The 17624-nt window shown below is 63.2% G+C and carries 14 protein-coding genes; 7 read left to right on the forward strand and 7 right to left on the reverse strand.

Going from position 1 to position 17624, the window contains the following annotated elements:
* Positions 1–118 precede the first annotated feature (118 nt).
* The 3 genes from JJE66_RS07915 (at position 119) to JJE66_RS07925 (ending at position 6450) form a co-directional block, all read left to right on the forward strand.
* On the forward strand, positions 119–1180 hold the full coding sequence (locus tag JJE66_RS07915; RefSeq protein ID WP_200513655.1) for an MBL fold metallo-hydrolase: 1062 nt from the start codon (positions 119–121) through the stop codon (positions 1178–1180).
* Between the two features lie 227 nt (positions 1181–1407).
* Entirely contained in the window at positions 1408–2637 is a 1230-nt protein-coding gene (gene hemA, locus JJE66_RS07920; RefSeq protein WP_200513656.1) for a 5-aminolevulinate synthase, read from the forward strand.
* Positions 2638–2940: 303 nt separating this feature from the next.
* Positions 2941–6450 carry a hybrid sensor histidine kinase/response regulator gene (locus JJE66_RS07925; protein WP_200513657.1) on the forward strand — a complete coding sequence of 1170 codons (3510 nt, stop codon included), beginning with the start codon at positions 2941–2943 and terminating at the stop codon, positions 6448–6450.
* Between the two features lie 15 nt (positions 6451–6465).
* On the opposite strand, the gene JJE66_RS07930 is transcribed toward JJE66_RS07925, so the two are convergent.
* From JJE66_RS07930 to JJE66_RS07940, 3 genes are all read right to left on the reverse strand, one after another.
* Positions 6466–7497 (reverse strand): alpha/beta fold hydrolase, encoded by a 1032-nt coding sequence (locus JJE66_RS07930; protein ID WP_200513658.1) that lies wholly within the window; start codon positions 7495–7497, stop codon positions 6466–6468.
* A 1014-nt stretch (positions 7498–8511) separates the two neighbouring features.
* Positions 8512–9378, reverse strand: coding sequence for an NmrA family NAD(P)-binding protein (locus tag JJE66_RS07935; RefSeq protein WP_200513659.1), 867 nt, complete (start codon positions 9376–9378; stop codon positions 8512–8514).
* Between the two features lie 46 nt (positions 9379–9424).
* Positions 9425–9847: a DoxX family protein gene (locus JJE66_RS07940; RefSeq protein WP_200513660.1), complete on the reverse strand. Its 423-nt coding sequence runs from the start codon at positions 9845–9847 to the stop codon at positions 9425–9427.
* Positions 9848–9967: 120 nt separating this feature from the next.
* On the opposite strand from JJE66_RS07940, the gene JJE66_RS07945 reads away from it, so the two are divergent.
* Positions 9968–10873 (forward strand): LysR substrate-binding domain-containing protein, encoded by a 906-nt coding sequence (locus JJE66_RS07945; RefSeq protein WP_200513662.1) that lies wholly within the window; start codon positions 9968–9970, stop codon positions 10871–10873.
* Between the two features lie 238 nt (positions 10874–11111).
* On the opposite strand, the gene JJE66_RS07950 is transcribed toward JJE66_RS07945, so the two are convergent.
* Positions 11112–11783: a response regulator transcription factor gene (locus tag JJE66_RS07950; protein WP_200513663.1), complete on the reverse strand. Its 672-nt coding sequence runs from the start codon at positions 11781–11783 to the stop codon at positions 11112–11114.
* Between the two features lie 312 nt (positions 11784–12095).
* On the opposite strand from JJE66_RS07950, the gene JJE66_RS07955 reads away from it, so the two are divergent.
* Complete coding sequence (locus JJE66_RS07955) at positions 12096–13724, forward strand: MFS transporter (protein ID WP_409362827.1); 1629 nt, start codon at positions 12096–12098, stop codon at positions 13722–13724.
* Between the two features lie 12 nt (positions 13725–13736).
* Here the strand turns inward: JJE66_RS07955 and JJE66_RS07960 are convergent.
* From JJE66_RS07960 to JJE66_RS07970, 3 genes are all read right to left on the reverse strand, one after another.
* A protein-coding gene (locus JJE66_RS07960) for an IS630 family transposase (protein WP_409362789.1) occupies positions 13737–14676 on the reverse strand; the annotation gives its coding sequence in 2 pieces (ribosomal slippage) (positions 13737–14339 and positions 14341–14676; 939 coding nt in all).
* 177 nt (positions 14677–14853) lie between these two features.
* Positions 14854–15327 (reverse strand): secondary thiamine-phosphate synthase enzyme YjbQ, encoded by a 474-nt coding sequence (locus tag JJE66_RS07965; RefSeq protein WP_200513665.1) that lies wholly within the window; start codon positions 15325–15327, stop codon positions 14854–14856.
* A gap of 125 nt (positions 15328–15452) precedes the next feature.
* Positions 15453–15971 carry a hypothetical protein gene (locus JJE66_RS07970; protein ID WP_200513667.1) on the reverse strand — a complete coding sequence of 173 codons (519 nt, stop codon included), beginning with the start codon at positions 15969–15971 and terminating at the stop codon, positions 15453–15455.
* Positions 15972–16385: 414 nt separating this feature from the next.
* On the opposite strand from JJE66_RS07970, the gene JJE66_RS07975 reads away from it, so the two are divergent.
* Both JJE66_RS07975 and JJE66_RS07980 read left to right on the forward strand, forming a co-directional pair.
* Positions 16386–16760: an AtpZ/AtpI family protein gene (locus JJE66_RS07975; RefSeq protein WP_200513669.1), complete on the forward strand. Its 375-nt coding sequence runs from the start codon at positions 16386–16388 to the stop codon at positions 16758–16760.
* Between the two features lie 114 nt (positions 16761–16874).
* Positions 16875–17624, forward strand: coding sequence for a F0F1 ATP synthase subunit A (locus JJE66_RS07980; RefSeq protein WP_200513671.1), 750 nt, complete (start codon positions 16875–16877; stop codon positions 17622–17624).

Genomic DNA, 17624 nt, shown 5'->3' on the forward strand with positions numbered 1-17624 from the left:
TCGGATTTCGCTGCGCTCCATCCGGGCTACGGAAAACTGTCGGAATGACCGCTATGCGAGCTAGGCTCGCGTCCTTTTTCGGCTGGCGCCCCGCCCGCGCTGGGTTTAAGCCGGTAGCATGAACGTAAAAACCGACACCGTGCAGTCCTCGGCCGAGGCCCTGCGCTATCCCTGGGAACAGCATCCCGGCCCCGAAGAGGTCGTGGAGGTCAGGCCCGGCGTGTTGTGGGCGCGGCTGAAATTGCCGTTCCGCCTCAACCACGTGAACATCTATTTGCTCGCCGACGGCGACGGCTATGCGATGGTCGACGCCGGCTTCGGCAACGAGGAGACGATCGAGGCCTGGACCAAGCTGTTCGAAGGACCGCTGAAGGGCGTCAACATCACGCGCCTGATCGTCACGCACTCCCACCCCGACCATGTCGGTCTCGCGGGCTGGATCGTCGAGCGGTTCAATTGCCCGCTGGTGATGTCGCAGGTCGAATATCTACAATCGGTCTATCACCAGAACCGCGGTACCGAGGAGCGGCGCGAGGCGCAGCGGCTGTTCTTCCGGCGCCATGGCATGGACGAGTCGCTCACCGAAAAGCTGCTCGGCCGCGGCCAGGATTATCTCAAGCGCGTCTCGGTGCTGCCGCCGTCCTACCGCCGTATCTCGCATGGCGACGAGGTCGTAATCGGCACGCGCCGCTTCAAGGTCATCACCGGCGGCGGCCATGCACTCGACCAGGTGATGCTGTATTGCGCCGACGACAAGCTGTTCCTCTCCGCCGACCAGGTGTTGAGCAAGATCTCGCCGAACGTCAGCGTCTGGGCGGTCGAGCCCGACCAGAATTCGCTCGGCGAATATCTCGCCTCGCTCGCAAGCCTCACCACCACTCTGCCGTATGACTTGCTCGTGCTGCCCGGCCATGGCGTGCCGTTCTACGGACTGAAGACCCGCATCAAGCAGCTCGCCGACCATCACGAGGAACGCTGCCGTCTGATCGCGGAGGCCTGCCGCGAGGTGCCGCAGACCTCGCGTGCGCTTGTGCCTGTCGTGTTCAACAAGCATGTGCTGGACGAACACCAGATGGGATTTGCGGCCGGCGAGCTCGTCGCCCACGTCAACTACATGATCGTCGAGGGCCGGCTGACGGCCGAGACCAAGGACGGCGTGCTGCAGTTCAGGACGACGTGAGCGTTGTCTTAGCCCGGCCCCGCAAGCGGGGCGAGGGAGCAAACGGATGGTGCAGGGCAGCATTACAAGTCGCGCGGACTTGATCGGGATCAAGTTTCAAATCGCACGATAGGGCATTTTGCCCAAATGCCCCTCACGGCCAAATGTGGGATAGCGCATAGACATTAGAGCTGGAAAAGCTCTAAAACGATGCGCCCTTTTGGCCAGTTCCGTCTCAGGTTGTCCCGATGGATTACGCTCAGTTCTTCAACTCTGCCCTTGATCGTCTCCACACCGAGCGCCGCTACCGCGTGTTCGCCGACCTCGAACGCATCGCCGGCCGGTTCCCGCACGCGCTGTGGCACTCGCCCAAGGGCAAGCGCGACGTCGTGATCTGGTGCTCCAACGATTACCTCGGCATGGGTCAGCACCCGAAAGTGGTCGGCGCCATGGTCGAGACCGCGACGCGAGTCGGCACCGGCGCGGGCGGCACCCGCAACATCGCCGGCACGCATCATCCGCTGGTGCAGCTCGAGGCCGAGCTCGCCGACCTCCACGGCAAGGAAGCCGCACTGCTGTTCACCTCGGGATATGTCTCCAACCAGACCGGCATCGCGACGATCGCAAAGCTCATTCCGAACTGTCTGATCCTGTCGGACGAGCTCAACCACAATTCGATGATCGAAGGCATTCGGCAGTCCGGCTGCGAGCGGCAAGTGTTCCGCCACAACGATCTCGCCGATCTCGAAGCGCTGCTGAAGGCGGCCGGTCCGAACCGGCCGAAGCTGATCGCCTGCGAGAGCCTTTACTCCATGGACGGCGACGTCGCGCCGCTCGCAAAGATCTGCGATCTCGCCGAGACGTATGGCGCGATGACCTATGTCGACGAGGTCCATGCGGTCGGCATGTACGGCCCGCGCGGCGGCGGCATTGCCGAGCGTGACGGCGTCATGCACCGCATCGACATCCTCGAAGGCACGCTGGCGAAAGCGTTCGGCTGCCTCGGCGGCTACATCGCCGCCAACGGCCAGATCATCGACGCCGTGCGCTCCTACGCGCCGGGCTTCATCTTCACCACCGCGCTGCCCCCGGCGATCTGCTCGGCCGCGACGGCTGCGATCAAGCATCTGAAGACCTCGAGCTGGGAGCGCGAGCGCCACCAGGACCGCGCCGCGCGCGTCAAGGCGATCCTCAATGCCGCCGGTCTGCCGGTGATGTCGAGCGACACGCATATCGTGCCGTTGTTCATCGGCGATGCCGAGAAGTGCAAGCAGGCCTCCGACTTGCTGCTCGAAGAGCACGGCATCTACATCCAGCCGATCAACTATCCGACGGTGGCCAAGGGCACCGAACGCCTGCGCATCACGCCGTCGCCCTACCATGACGACGGCCTGATCGATCGGCTCGCCGAAGCCCTGCTGCAGGTGTGGGACCGCCTCGACCTGCCGCTGCGGGAAAAGTCGCTGGCGGCGGAGTAGATCGGTCCTTCGCTTCCCCCCGCTTGCGGGGAGAGGCCGGAATGCGCGCAAAGCGCGGATTCCGGGTGAGGGGGAGTCTCCGCGAGTCTCACTGTCACCGTCCCCGCGGAGAGCCCCCCTCACCCCACCCTCTCCCCGCAAGCGGGGCGAGGGAGTGCAACAGCTCGCCGAGCACCTTAACGACAACCCCAGTTCCCGCCCCGGCGCGGCATTTCGCTGTCGCCACCACCCGGCCAACGCGCTAGATTTGCGAGTGAAAATGAGATCGGGCGCGGTCAGCGCCCAGGGAGAAGCACGCTCGCCATGCTGCACGACTGGGGCGTGATCGCTGCCGCCTTCGGCTATATCGGCTTCCTGTTCCTGGTGGCGAGCCATGGCGATCGCCGCTCGCCGGCCGGCCCCGGCCGCGCGTCCGGGCTGATCTACCCGCTGTCGCTGGCGATCTACTGCACCTCCTGGACCTTCTTCGGCTCGGTCGGCTTTGCCACCCGCACATCGACCGACTTCCTCGCGATCTATGTCGGCCCGATCCTGATGATCGGTCTCGGCGCCGGCGTGCTCCGCCGCGTGATCCAGCTTGCCAAGGCCCACAACATCACATCGATCGCCGACTTCATCGGCGCGCGCTACGGCAAGAGCCAGGCGGTGGCGGCAACCGTGGCGCTGATCGCGATCATCGGCTCGGTGCCTTACATCGCGCTCCAGCTCAAGGCGGTCGCCTCGTCGCTCGAAGTCATTCTGAGCGAGGACCAGGCGTTCTCCCACATCCCGATTCTCGGCGACATGGCGCTGATGGTGACGCTGGCAATGGCGGCCTTCGCGGTGCTGTTCGGCACGCGGCAGACCGACGCCACCGAGCATCAGCACGGCCTGATGCTGGCGGTCGCGACCGAATCCATCATCAAGCTCGTCGCCTTCCTCACCGCCGGCATCTTCGTCACCTTCTGGATGTTCTCGCCGCACGAATTGATCGAGCGCGCGATGAAGACGCCGGAGGCGGTACGCGCGATCAACTATTCGCCGTCGATCGGTAATTTCCTGACCATGACGCTGCTGTCGCTGTGCGCGATCATGCTGCTGCCGCGCCAGTTTCACGTCAGCGTGGTCGAGAACTCCTCGGATGCCGAGGTCAGCCGCGCGCGCTGGCTGTTTCCGCTCTATCTCGTCGCCATCAATGTGTTTGTGATCCCGATTGCGCTGGCCGGCCTCATCAGCTTCCCGTTCGGCGCGGTCGATTCCGACATGTACGTGCTGGCCCTGCCGATGGAGGGCGGCGCGAGACTTCTCAGCGTCGCCGTCTTCGTCGGCGGCCTGTCGGCGGCAACCGCGATGGTGATCGTCGAATGCGTCGCGCTCTCGATCATGGTCTCGAACGACCTGGTGGTGCCGCTGGTGCTGCAACGACGGCCCGACGGCCACGCCGGGGCCACCGATTTCGGCGACTTCCTGTTGCGCTCGCGCAGGCTCGCGATCTTCGCCATCATGGTCATGGCGTATTTCTACTATCGTGCGCTCGGCAACACCCAGCTCGCGGCGATCGGCCTCCTGTCGTTTGCCGCCATCGCGCAGCTCGCGCCCGCCTTCTTCGGCGGCCTGTTGTGGCGGCGCGCCACCGCGCGCGGCGCCATCGGCGGCATGCTCGTCGGCTTCGCCGTGTGGCTCTACACGCTGTTCATTCCGAGCTTCATGGATTCCTCGACGGCCGGCATCCTGCTGCTGCAGCACGGTCCCTTCAGCATCGAGGCGCTGCGGCCGCAGGCGCTGTTCGGCGCCGATCTGTCGCCGCTGATGCACGGCGTCGTCTGGTCGCTCTCGCTCAACATCCTCACCTACGTGCTGCTGTCGCTGGCGCGACAGCCCTCGTCGATCGAGCTCGTGCAGGCCGATCTGTTCGTGCCCAATACGCTCGCCCCGATCGCCCCGAACTTCCGCCGCTGGCGCACCACCATCACGGTGCAGGACATCCAGACCACGGTCGCGCAATATCTCGGCCCCGACCGCGCCCGGCATTCGTTCGAGGCCTTCTCGACGCGGCGCAATGTACGGCTGGAATCCGGAGCCCCCGCCGATTTCGAGTTGCTGCAATACGCCGAGCACCTGATCGCATCCTCGATCGGGGCTGCATCCTCGCGACTCGTGATGTCGCTGCTGCTGCGCAAGCGGACGGTCTCGGCAAAGGCCGCGCTGAAGCTGCTCGACGATTCCCATGCGGCGCTGCACTTCAATCGCGAGATCCTGCAGACCGCGCTCAACCATGTGCGCCAGGGCATCGCGGTACTCGACGCTGATTTGCAGCTGATCTGCTCCAATCGCCAGTTCGGCGATCTCCTCAACGTCCCCCCGCATTTCATCCAGTTCGGCACGCCGTTGCGCGAGATCCTGGAATTCATGGGCGTTAGCAGTCCCGACGATCCGATCGAGCGCGAGGCCATGCTGGAGCGGCGGCTCGCGGCCTACACCACCGACGGCGAGCCCTATCTCGAACGCCTGCCGGAACGGCACCTGGTGATCGAGATCCTGACCAACCGCATGCCGGGCGGCGGCTTCGTCATCACCTTCACCGACGTCACGCCGACCTTCGAAGCAGCCGAGGCGCTGGAGCGCGCCAATGCGACGCTGGAAAAGCGCGTGCGCGACCGCACCGAGGAGCTGACCCGGCTGAACTCCGAGCTGGCGCTGGCCAAGAGCAGCGCGGAGGACGCCAGCATCTCCAAGACGCGCTTCCTTGCAGCCGCCAGCCACGACATTCTCCAGCCGCTGAACGCGGCGCGGCTCTACGTCACGAGCCTGGTCGAGCGCCAGCACAGCGGCGAGGAGACGCGGCTGGTCGAGAACATCGACGAATCGCTGCAAGCCATCGAGGAGATCCTCGGCGCGTTGCTCGACATCTCCAGGCTCGATTCCGGCGCGATGGCGACCTCGATCTCGAGCTTCAAGATGGCCGATCTGATGCGCTCGCTGGAGATCGAGTTCGCCCCGATCGCGCGCGCCAAGGGTCTCGACCTCACCTTCGTGCCCTGCTCGCTGCCGGTCGAGTCGGACCGGCTGCTGCTGCGGCGGCTGCTGCAGAACCTGATCTCGAACGCTATCAAGTACACCCCGCGCGGCCGCGTGCTGGTCGGCTGCCGCCGCCAAGGCCCCTCGCTCAAGATCTGCGTCTACGACACCGGTGTCGGCATTCCCTCAGCCAAGCGCGGCGAGATCTTCAAGGAATTCCACCGCCTCGAGCAGGGCGCACGCATCGCGCGCGGGCTGGGGCTGGGGTTGTCGATCGTCGAGCGGCTGGCGCGCGTGCTCAACCACGGCGTTGCCATCGACGCCAATACGAGTGGCGGATCGTTGTTCTCCGTGACGGTCCCGACGGCGAAGGCCGTGACGCTGACTGCGGCCGTGACCAGCGCGACGCCGCTGGCGCGTACGCCGATCTCCGGCGCGCTGATCGTCTGCATCGAGAACGACGCCGCGATCCTCGACGGCATGCGGACCCTGTTGAAGGCCTGGGACGCCGAGGTGATCGCGGTCGCCGATCCCGAAGGCGCCATCGCCGCGATCGAAGCCGCGGGCCAACGCGTCACCGGACTACTCGTCGACTATCACCTCGACCGCGGCAACGGCATCGCCGCCATCCGCGACATCCGCCGCCGCTTCGGCGACACCATTCCCGCGATCCTGATCACCGCCGATCGCAGCCCCGCCGTGCAGATGGCCGCGCGCGATGAGAAGATCGCGGTGCTGAACAAGCCGGTGAAACCGGCGTCGCTGCGCGCCCTGCTCGGGCAATGGCGGACGCAGCAGATGGTGGCAGCGGAGTGAGATGCTGCCCTGACCTCATGCCCCGCCGTCGACGTCGATGACGGCCTTGGCAAAGGCCTGCGGTGCCTCCTGCGGCAAATTGTGGCCGATGCCGCCGGTGATCAGGCGATAATCGTAGCGGCCGGAGAACCTCTTGGCATAGGCGCTGGAATCGGGATGCGGCGCGCCATTGGCGTCGCCTTCCATGGTGATGGTCGGCACGCCGATGACGGGCGTTGCCGCAAGCTTCTTTTCGATCTCCTCGTATTTCGCTTCGCCTTTGGCGAGCCCGAGCCGCCAGCGGTAATTGTGGATCGTGATCGCGACATGATCCTTGTTGTCGAAGGCCGCCGCACTGCGATCGAAGGTGGCGTCGTCGAACTTCCACTGCGGCGAGGCCAGCTTCCAGATCAGCTTTGCGAAATCATGCGTGTACTTCTCGTAGCCGGCGCGACCGCGCTCGGTCGCGAAATAGAACTGGTACCACCATTGCAGCTCGGCCGCCGGCGGCAGCGGCGCGTTCCCGGCAGCCTGGCTCGAGATCAGATAGCCGCTGACCGACACCAGCGCGCGGCAACGCTCCGGCCACAGCGCCGCGATGATATCGGCGGTGCGCGCGCCCCAGTCGAAGCCGGCGAGGACCGCCTTCTTGATGTTGAGCGCATCCATCAGCGCGATGATGTCGACGGCCAGCGCGGCCGGCTCGCCGTTGCGCAGGGTCTCGCTGGAGAGGAAGTGCGTCGAGCCATAGCCGCGCAGATACGGGATGATGACGCGATAGCCGGCCTGCGCCAGGATCGGCGCGACCTCGACGAAGCTGTGAATGTCGTAGGGCCAGCCGTGGAGCAGGATCGCCACCGGTCCGGTCGCGGAGCCGGCTTCGGCGTAGCCGACGTTCAGCACGCCGGCATCGACCTGCTTGATCGTGCCGAACGATGCGTTCGTTGCGGAAGGGCGCGGCGCTGCCGTTTCGGCGCGTGCGAGGTTGATCGCGCCGAGGCCGACGGCGGCGGTCCCGGCTGCGATGCCGAGGAACTGGCGGCGATGCTGGTCGATATTCTGTTTCATCTTTGAGGTGCCTTATTAAGGATCGTCCGGGTCGTCAGATCAGATCGACACTGGCGTGGCTCGGTTGGGCTCTTCTTGGCGGTCACGCAACTGACTATCAGCGCCTGCCGCGAAAGGCTCGTTTGGACTTGTGAGAAGTTGTGAGGCGGGCTGGAACCCGTTTGCAGGGATCCGCAAGCATGGCTTGCTTACGGCTTCGGAAACCCGCGTCAATGCACTCTCCTGTGAGATTGCCAGACCATCGCCCTCAAGAACTCGTCATTGCGAGCAAGGCTCGACACCGCAAATCTAAGACGCATTTCGACCCACTGATACGCCTTCGCCTTCCCGCGGCGCGTTTCGCCCGGGTTTTGCTGTCCGCTTCACGCCCTCTCGAAAGAAAGGGCGCAGGGAAGGCCGGGTGCCGGCTGGCACCCACGGTCCGCTGTGCGCAGTAGCGCAACAAGAACTGCACAGCGGCATACAGGTGAAGCCGAACACACGGCCTTCCCTGCGCAGTGGTTGGACGGCTTATGCCGTGCTCTCCCGGGAGCCGAATTCCTTCTGGCCTCCCTCGCCTCACGGAATTCACCAGCATGGCGCCGGTTGACACCATGCCGCCTCCGCAAGAACTTGGCCGTAGCGACGACGGCCAGGACCACACGGTTTTGCCGTACGCAAGCATCCGGCTTCGCCAAAAGGCCTCGCCGGACAAGGCGCCGTTCGTTCACGCGGCTTGCAAGTCGCTCACGGGGCTCGGCTCAATCCACTGCCCCGCCCTGCCACTCACATCCGCGACGGCGCCGCTCAGCGTCCACCGCAACCCGATCCGCGGCTCGTGACGACGTACGACCGCCCCTTGTCACCGGATCAGGATGGGCGACACATACGACAAAACCGAATTTCGGTAAAGTAGAATATTTTGGGAAAACGGATTGACCGAGCCCTTGCTGTTTTGCCCGATGGCAACGCAAGAGCTGGGGTGACCGAGGCCGGACTCATAATGCAGTGCTCTTGAAGAACGCCAATTTCTCGTCAGGAACAGGAATGTGCAGCCGCGAAGACATCGCGTGCGGACGTCGTACCCGCTACGTGCTCCGTATCCTCGGCTCCGAGGTCCATCCATCCCGCGTTCACGGCCTCAAACATTTCTTCGGCAGGTCCGGTGCGGCCCTTCGGGATGCCGAATTGTTCGAACGCTTCCGCCCACCCCGCACGCGGGACTGCAAAGGCCTTCACGTCGAGATTCAGGACGTCACCCAATTGCTCTGCGATGTCATCCGCGCTGACCATCGAACCAAGCTCGACGACGCGCTGTGCTGACCAGGCTGGCCCGGTCAAAAGGGTTGCGACTTCCGCGCCGATGTCGTTCGTCGCGACCATGGTCGATTTCCGGTTTGTCGGATTGTAGTAGACCGGCAGCGTTCCGCCCTGGGCGACCTGCAAGCCGTAGAGGAAGTTTTCGAAAAAGCCGCCTGCGCGCACAAATGCCATTGGGGATGTCAGGCCACGAAAACCTTGCTCCAGAAGCGACAAGGCCGTGATCATCCCGAGCCCGCTGGTTCTGTTCGCGCCCATCGACGAAAGGGCAACCACTCGCGGCGGCGCTGCCTTGGTGAGCGCCTCAACATAGTTTGCAATCACGCCCTTGGCTTCTTTGTAATCGGGCGAGGGCGCCCAGACAGCCGGCAACATGACGAACGCGCCTTCGACGCCTTTGAGCGCCTGCTCGATGGCTGCCGAGTCATTCCAATCCCCGTCGACCAGTTCCACGCCCTGGCCCGCCCAGTTAGCCGCCTTCTCGCGATTGCGGACGAGCGCCCGTACTTCCTTGCCTTGTGCCAAGAGGCGTTTCGCAGTTGCGCCGCCCACTTTTCCGGTAATTCCCGTTACTAAAAACATGCGTTTTCTCCTGATCTTGAGGGACGGAACAAATGCCCCTGTTGGTTCAACGGATGAGCGGCAGAACCGCCCGGATACGGGGATTGCGCACGTAGAGACCGCCCCATGCCATCGCGCCCAGAAGCAGGGCAATGAGTTCCGGCTGCGACCCCAGCTCGCCGATGCGGACATGGGCGCAGATGGCGCCGCCCAGAAAGCCAGTCACCAGAATCGCGCCGAGGACGGCAGTAGCCGGGATCGCGTAAAGCATGGCGCAGGCGAGGATGATCGGACCCACGACGCGGGTCGCCTCCGTCGCGAAGCCGGTTTCATGCAACATGCTCGCGATCTGCGACGGCGCGAACAGCTGAATAGTCCCATCCGCCATCAGAGCGATGACGACAAACGCGCTCATCAACCGGCCGACCCACAGGGCGCGATGCAAGGTCATAGTTTCAGGCACCTGATGTAGATTTACGGTTTCGGACACTTGTTGTTCTCCGATTGGGGGTCCCAATATCTCGAAACTTATTGTGTCTCTTGGTCGTGATAAACGCCGGTAGATTGAACAGGCTGTTCTCTTTGCAGTGAACAATACCGAGGCACGAAAATGCAGAATCTCGAACCCATTCTCATATTCATAACGGTAGCGGAAATGGGCAGCTTCACCCGCGCGGCCGATAGCCTGGGCATCCAGAAGGGGAGGGCCTCAACGGCGGTCCGGAAGCTGGAAGAAGATGTCGGGGTCAGGCTCCTGCACCGGACGACGCGCAGCGTGCAGTTGACAGAGGACGGACGCGCGTTTCATACGCGTGCTCGCGATCTGCTTGCGGAAGTCGATGACCTACACGCGATGTTCGCAGGCGAGCGCGTGGCGCTCCGCGGGCGTTTACGGGTCGATCTTCCGACCGAGGTGGCGCGCACAACGATCGTGCCAGCGTTGCCGGATTTCATGGCGTCTCACCCCGAGCTGGAGTTGGAGGTATCGAGTACGGATCGGCAAGTCGATCTGGTTCAAGAGGGGTTCGACTGTGTATTGCGGCTTGGACCCATAGGGGACGAGACGCTGATTGCCCGCCCACTGGGCCGGTTGCGCATGGTCGACGCCGCCAGTCCCGCCTATCTGGCGCGATATGGCGTCCCTCGATCGCTGGAAGATCTCCAGCGTCAGGAACACCGGACGATTCATTTTTCGACGATGCTGGGCGCAAGACCTTATGGATGGGAATATCCGGACGGCGACAGCTACGCGACGCTTCAGTTGCCAGGTGCGCTACACGTCAACAGCGCGCAGACCTACGAAGCCGCTGCCCTCGCCGGCCTTGGCCTGGTTCAGGCGCCACTGTTGGGGATTGGCCGATACATAGAGAGTGGAGCGCTTGTGGAGATCATACCCGGCTTTCGTCGTCGGGCGCTCGCCGTGTCCCTCGTCGTTGCACATCGGAGCAATCTGTCGCGCCGGGTCCGCGCATTCATGAAATGGATCGAAGATGTGCTGAGGCCGTATCTGGAATAGCGAGACGAACATCTTCATCCGGGCCTCGAAATCAACATTCTGAAGTGATGTCGGGCCGGTCGGCGGCCCGGCGGTCCAACATGATGCAATATTGAAGCCGAGGATGGGCTCGAAGCGGAAACAACTCCCGCTCCCTTCTCGAGGTCAGCTTGGGGTCAAACCGGCAATGCTCTTTACGAACAGAATCACGCCGCTCTGCCCTCAGGAGCGGACATCCGCGACTTAAGAGTAAACGCGACTACCCCGTCGGCGTGCCCTGCTTCCACTGGCCGCCGGCGATCTTCGCCGCCGCGATCACCGCTTGAGTCCGGCTCTCGACGCCGAGCTTTTGCAGGATCGCCGAGACGTGCGCCTTGATGGTGGCCTCGGAGACGCCGAGCTCGTAGGCGATCTGCTTGTTGAGCAGTCCCTCCGACAGCATCATCAACACGCGCACCTGCTGCGGCGTCAGCGTCACCAGGCGGTCGCGCAGGCGCGTCATGTCGGGGTCGGCGGCGGCCGACAGGTCAGTGTCGGCGGGAACCCAGACGTCCCCCTCCATCACTTTGAGGATGGCGTCGCGCAGCGTCTCGACGCCGAACCGCTTCGGGATGAAGCCGGAGGCGCCGAAATCGAGCGAGCGCCGGATCGTGGCGCTGTCGTCGGAGGCCGAGACGATCACCACCGGGATCGCCGGATATTGCGCGCGCAGATAGATCAGGCCGGAAAAGCCGGAGATGCCGGGCATCGAGAGATCGAGCAGGACCAGATCGACGTCGGAGGTCTGCTCCAGCAGCTTCGTCAGATCCTCGAACGACCCGGCCTCGTCGATCTTGGCCGTGCTCAGGACGCTCGCCACCGCCTGCCGCAGTGCGTCGCGGAACAGCGGATGGTCATCGGCTATGACGAGATGGGTGGAGGGAGCGCTCATCGAGCTCTTGGATCTCTTGCTGTCGTTCACAACCCGGCCAGTAGTCCGAACCGGCACAATGGTCAATTCTTCCCCCGGCCGGCCGTGGCATGCAAGGGCACATTATGCCTTTGCGGGAAAGGGGTTAATCCGCCGCCGAGCGTCGCGGCGCTGCACTATATATCCGCACCGTCAGTTGCGTGTCAGTGCGCAAGGCCGAAAGTCGTATTGGGACCGGTTTCACGCCGATGTTACTTTGAGTCAAGGTCCTATGGAGACCCGGCATCCGGGCGCAGGGATTTGCATCAGCTTACGGGGAGCGAAACGATGACCATGGCTGCAGCAGCGGGCACAGGTGTCCGCACGAGAGGAATGACTGCCGAGGAGAGGAAGGTCATCTTCGCCTCCTCTCTCGGCACTGTCTTCGAATGGTACGACTTCTACATCTACGGCACGCTCGGAGCCTTCCTCGCAAAATATTTTTTCTCCAACGTTCCGCCGAACGTCGGCTTCATCTTCGCGCTGCTCGCCTTCGCCGCCGGCTTTGCGGTTCGCCCGTTCGGTGCGCTGATCTTCGGTCGCCTCGGCGACATGATCGGACGCAAATACACCTTCCTCATCACCATGACCCTGATGGGCGTGGGCACGTTCTTCATCGGCCTTCTGCCGGGTTACGCAACCTGGGGCATCGCCGCGCCGATCGTGCTGATTGGGCTCCGTCTCGTGCAGGGCCTCGCCCTGGGCGGTGAGTATGGCGGCGCGGCGACCTATGTCGCCGAACATGCGCCACAGAACAAGCGCGGCTACTATACGTCGTGGATCCAGACCACGGCGACGCTGGGACTGTTCCTCGCGCTGCTGCTCATTCTCGGCATCCGGACCGCGATGGGCGAAGAATCCTTCGGCGATTGGGGATGGCGCGTGCCCTTCCTGCTGTCCGGCGTTCTGCTGGTCGTCTCGGTCTGGATCCGTTTGAGCCTGAACGAGTCACCTGTGTTCCAGAAGATGAAGGAGGAGGGCAAGACATCCAAGCGTCCGCTCTCCGAAGCCTTCGGCGAGTGGGGCAACGCAAAGATCGCCATCCTGGCGCTGTTTGGCGCCACCGCCGGTGAAGCCGTGGTTTGGTACGGCGGACAATTCTACGCGCTGTTCTTCCTCACCCAAACCCTCAAGGTCCCTGCGGTCACCGCACAGATCATGATCGTGATCGCGCTCGCGCTCGGTACGCCCTTCTTCGTCATCTTCGGAATCCTGTCGGACAAGATCGGCCGCAAGCCGATCATCCTCGCGGGCTTCCTCCTGGCGGCAGTGACGTATTTCCCGATCTTCAAGGGAATCACCCACTTCGCCAACCCGAAGCTGGAAGCGGCGCTGGCCGCGTCTCCCGTCACGGTGATCGCTGATCCCAGCGAATGCTCGTTCCAGTTCAAGGCAACGGGTACCGAGAAATTCACCACGGGCTGCGACATCGCCAAGGCGGCGCTCGTCAATCTTTCGGTGAACTACCGGACCGAGGAGGCCCCGAAGGGAACGCCGGCCCAGGTCAAGATCGGCGAGCAGGCGCTGAATGCGACGTCTCCCGATTTCGCCAAGGCGCTGCCCGCCGCGATCAAGGCCCACGGCTATCCGGCTTCGGCCGACCCCAACGACATCAACTACGTGATGACCGTGTTCCTGCTTTGGTTGCTCGTGGTCTACGTGACGCTGGTCTACGCGCCTATCGCCGCCTGGCTGGTTGAATTGTTCCCGAGCCGCATCCGCTACAGCGGCATGTCGCTGCCTTACCATATCGGCAACGGCTGGTTCGGCGGCTTCCTGCCCGCGACGGTATTCGCGATCGTGGCCGCAACCGGGAACATCTATTCCGGCCTGTGGTACCCGGTCGCCATTGCCGCGATGAGCCTCGTGGTCGGCTTCCTGTTCCTGCCGGAGACCAAGGACGTCGACATCAAGCAGACCTAAAGCGTGATGGCATTAAGTTCGATATCCTGAATTTTTGAGGTAGTTGGCGCATTCCACGGGTGTGAAGGCATCGAGTGCGTGGCCGATTGCAGCGCAGACCGCATCGACAGTTCGCGCGGCAGCTTTGCGAAGCAGGTGCTTGAGCTTGGCAAAGACCTGTTCGATCGGGTTCAAGTCGGGCGAGTATTTTGGCAGGAAGAACAGTTTGGCGCCGACCGAACGGATGAGCTGGCGAACTGCTTTGCTCCTGTGGCTGCCGAGGTTGTCCAAGACGACGATATCGCCGGGCCGAAGGACGGGCAGTAGAACCTTTTCGACATAGGTACGAAAGCTCGCGCCATCGATCGGCCCCTCGATGAACCATGGCGCATCGATCCGATCATGCCGCAGAGCCGCCAGGAAGGTCATGGTCTTCCAGCGGCCGTGGGGCACTTTGGCGTGAAGTCTGTCTCCGCGCGGCGCCCATCCCCGCAAGGGCGCCATATCGGTCCTGGTCCAGGTCTCGTCGATGAAGACCAGGCGCTCAGCTTCGACGCGATCTTGATACTTTGTCCACTGGGCTCGCCGCCGCGCGACCTCGGGTCGATCGCGTTCGCCAGCCGCCACGCTTTTTTTTGAAGCTGAGCTTCTCGGCATGCACGAAGTCCCACACCGAGTGGTAATCGACCTTCAGGCCGCGTCCGGCAAGCTCGGCAACGAGCCCGCGTATGGTGAAATCGCCGGCCTTGATCCGTTGCGATAGCCAGACGGCGTGGTCTCCCGAAACCGCCTTCGGCTTGTGACCGCCCATCTGGCCAGGCTCGACGCTGCCGGTCTTCTCGACCCGCTTCATCCAGCCAATTGCCGTGCTGATTGCCACTCCGAACCGCTTGGCGGCTTGATTGCGGGACATCCCGCCCTCAATAGCGGCCACGACACGCTTGCGAAGATCCAGAGAATAAGGCTTGCCCATCCATGCTGGCCTCCGCCCAGCCAGCATGGTGAATCAGAAACAAGCTGATTTGGGAATCCCAAATCGATTCAAGCTAACACCATCCCGCTTTAGTCGACATTGACCGGCGTGACGTCGCGCCAGTGAGAACCAAACGGCCGCGGCTTCCGCGGCCGTTTTTTTGTCAGCGACCGTCAGTCAGCGTGTTTCGCCGATGAATTGCAGGACGACCTCGCGCCGGTGTGGGCGGCTGCGATGCTCGATCAGATAGATCGCCTGCCAGGTGCCGAGCGCGAGCTTGCCGTTCAGGACCGGCACGTGCAGCGAGGTCCCTGTCAGCATCGTCTTGACGTGCGCGGGCATATCGTCGGGTCCTTCGGTGTCATGCGTCCAGGGCGCATTCTCCGGCGCAAGCCGTGACAGCGCCGTGGTGAGATCGACGAGGACGGATGGATCGGCATTCTCCTGGATTGTCAGTGACGCCGAGGTGTGGCGGATAAACAGCGTCAACGCGCCGTCGCGGGCGTGAACGTCCGTGATGAATTTCGTGACCTCGGAGGTGAGATCGGTGAAGCCGCGCCCTGGCGTATCCACGGTGAGCAGCGACGACGAGATGGTGGTGGCTTGCACCGACGATGGCGCCGAGCGTGTGACGGATTTTGCTGATGTCATCACAGATCTCTCAACTTCGAAAGTTATCGTAGGGTGGGGAAAGCGAAGCGTGCCCACCAATTCGCGCAACGATATTTAAGATGGTGGGCACGGCGCTTTGCGCCTTTGTCCCACCGCGTTGCGGCTCAAATCTTTCCCGACACGTCCTTCTGCACGCGGTTGGCCATGTCGATCAGCCGGCGCCATGCCTTTTCCAGGAACGACATCATGCGGTCCATGTCCTGGTCGCTCGGCAACGGGATCTCGAGCTTGCGGTCGCCCTCGGCGACCTTTGGCTCGCCCTTCTTCAGGGAATCGGATTTCGGCAGCGCCTCGTCGATCTTGCCGGATACCGTCGGCCCGGCGGCGAGTTGCCCCTTCAGCTTCTCGACCTCGGCCTGGAGTCGTCCGATCTCGGCATCGAGCGCGGAGCGCTCGTCGGGCACGGCGTAGCAGGCCCAGCCGGTGCCGTTCTTGGTGCAGGTCGAGACCGTGCCGGTGCGGGTATCGAGCCGCAGCACGCCGTCGGGGATCGGCGTCATGCTGTAGCGGCCGTTGTCGCCGTCGGGCGCGGATTGCGCGGCAACCAGGCTACCGCTGACCATCGCCAGCGCAACGATCGCTGCCGCAAGCCATGATGTTGTGGATGATGTCGCTGCTCTCATCGCGCTCTCCGCCACGCCGCGAAAGGTGGCACGCCCCAAAATTCTACACCTCGAAATTCTACACCGTGAAATTCTACACCTGGGCGGGCGACGGCGCATCGCCGGCCCGCTCGAATTCGTCCCCAAAACCGCGTCTGCGAAATCAACGATGGCGGCGGTCCGTTTGATCCCGGGAGCGCGGCGAAATGTCGGCCGCATCGGCGGATCGCGCGGAGAGCTGCTGCGGTGCGGCGTCACGCTGTGTGCAGCGCTGACGCGAAAGGCAATATCGTAAATAAAATCAGATACATAACTGAACACGACGCGATCGTGACTTGGCTTGACTTGATTATGTGCGGTCAGTATGGTCCGCGCGGCTTTTGAGGGTGGCGGGCGTAATTTCCATTCAACCGCAGCGTTTCTGGTCTTCGTGGCATGGCTCAAGACACGGGACACGGCGAGAATGGAGATCGCGATAGATCGCCCGAGGAAGCTGCGCTTTCCGAACGGCTCGGAAATCTTGATCAGCGGTTGTCCGAATTTCGCGGCCGCCACGTCAAGACCGAGCAACCCGCAGGTGACGGAGAAGACAGAGCGGCCAGAGCCTCGGCGATGGCGCTTGGTTTTCGGTTATCCTCCGAGTTGGTCGCCGGTGTCGTTGTCGGAGCGGGGATTGGCTGGGGTTTCGACCGCTTGCTGTCGACGTCGCCTTTCGGATTTATCGTGTTCCTGCTGCTGGGCTTCGTCGCCGGCGTGGTGAATGTGGTGAGAACGGCGGGCGCGGGTCAGAACGGGCGCGGTGGTTCTTAAGCCGATCCGACACCAGGACAGGAATTTTCGCGCCGGCTTCGCCGGTGCGGGCCGGCCCGGCCGGCAGACCGAGACCAGCCGGCATCGCCCGGCAGACCAAGAGATGCCGCGCCGATGAAAATCGATCCGATCCACCAGTTCAACATCGAGCCTCTCTTCACGATCGGCCATATCGGCAATCACACGATCGCCTTCACCAATTCATCGCTCTACATGCTGGTCGCAGTGGCAGTGATCTCGTTCCTGATGCTTGCCAGCGGCACGCAGCTGGTTCCCGGGCGCCTCCAGTCGGTCGCCGAGATCTCCTACGAGTTCGTGGCGTCGACGATCCGTTCGACCGCTGGCGCGGAAGGCATGAAGTTCTTTCCGCTGATCTTCTCGCTGTTCATGTTCCTCTGCGTCTCGAACCTGGTCGGCGTCATCCCCTATACCTTCACGATCTCCAGCCATCTGATCGTGACGGCGGCGCTCGCCCTGCTGGTCTTCTTCACCGTCCTGATCTACGGCGTCTACAAGAACGGCCTGAAATTCTTCAGCATTTTCGTTCCCCACGGCGTTCCCGGCTACATCCTGCCGCTGGTGATGTTCATCGAGATCCTGTCGTTCTTCCTGCGGCCGGTTTCCCACAGCGTCCGTCTGTTCGCCAACATGCTGGCCGGCCACATCGCGTTGAAGGTGTTCGCGGGCTTCGTCGCCATGCTCGGCTTCTCACTCGGCGCCGTCGGCTGGGTCGGCGGCGTGCTGCCGCTGGCGCTGACGATCGCGCTGTACGCCCTCGAGATTCTGGTCGCGTTCCTGCAAGCCTATGTGTTTGCGATCCTGACCTGCATCTACCTCAACGACGCCATTCATCCGGGACACTGA

Source organism: Bradyrhizobium diazoefficiens (assembly GCF_016612535.1).
GTDB classification, from domain to species: domain Bacteria; phylum Pseudomonadota; class Alphaproteobacteria; order Rhizobiales; family Xanthobacteraceae; genus Bradyrhizobium; species Bradyrhizobium diazoefficiens_C.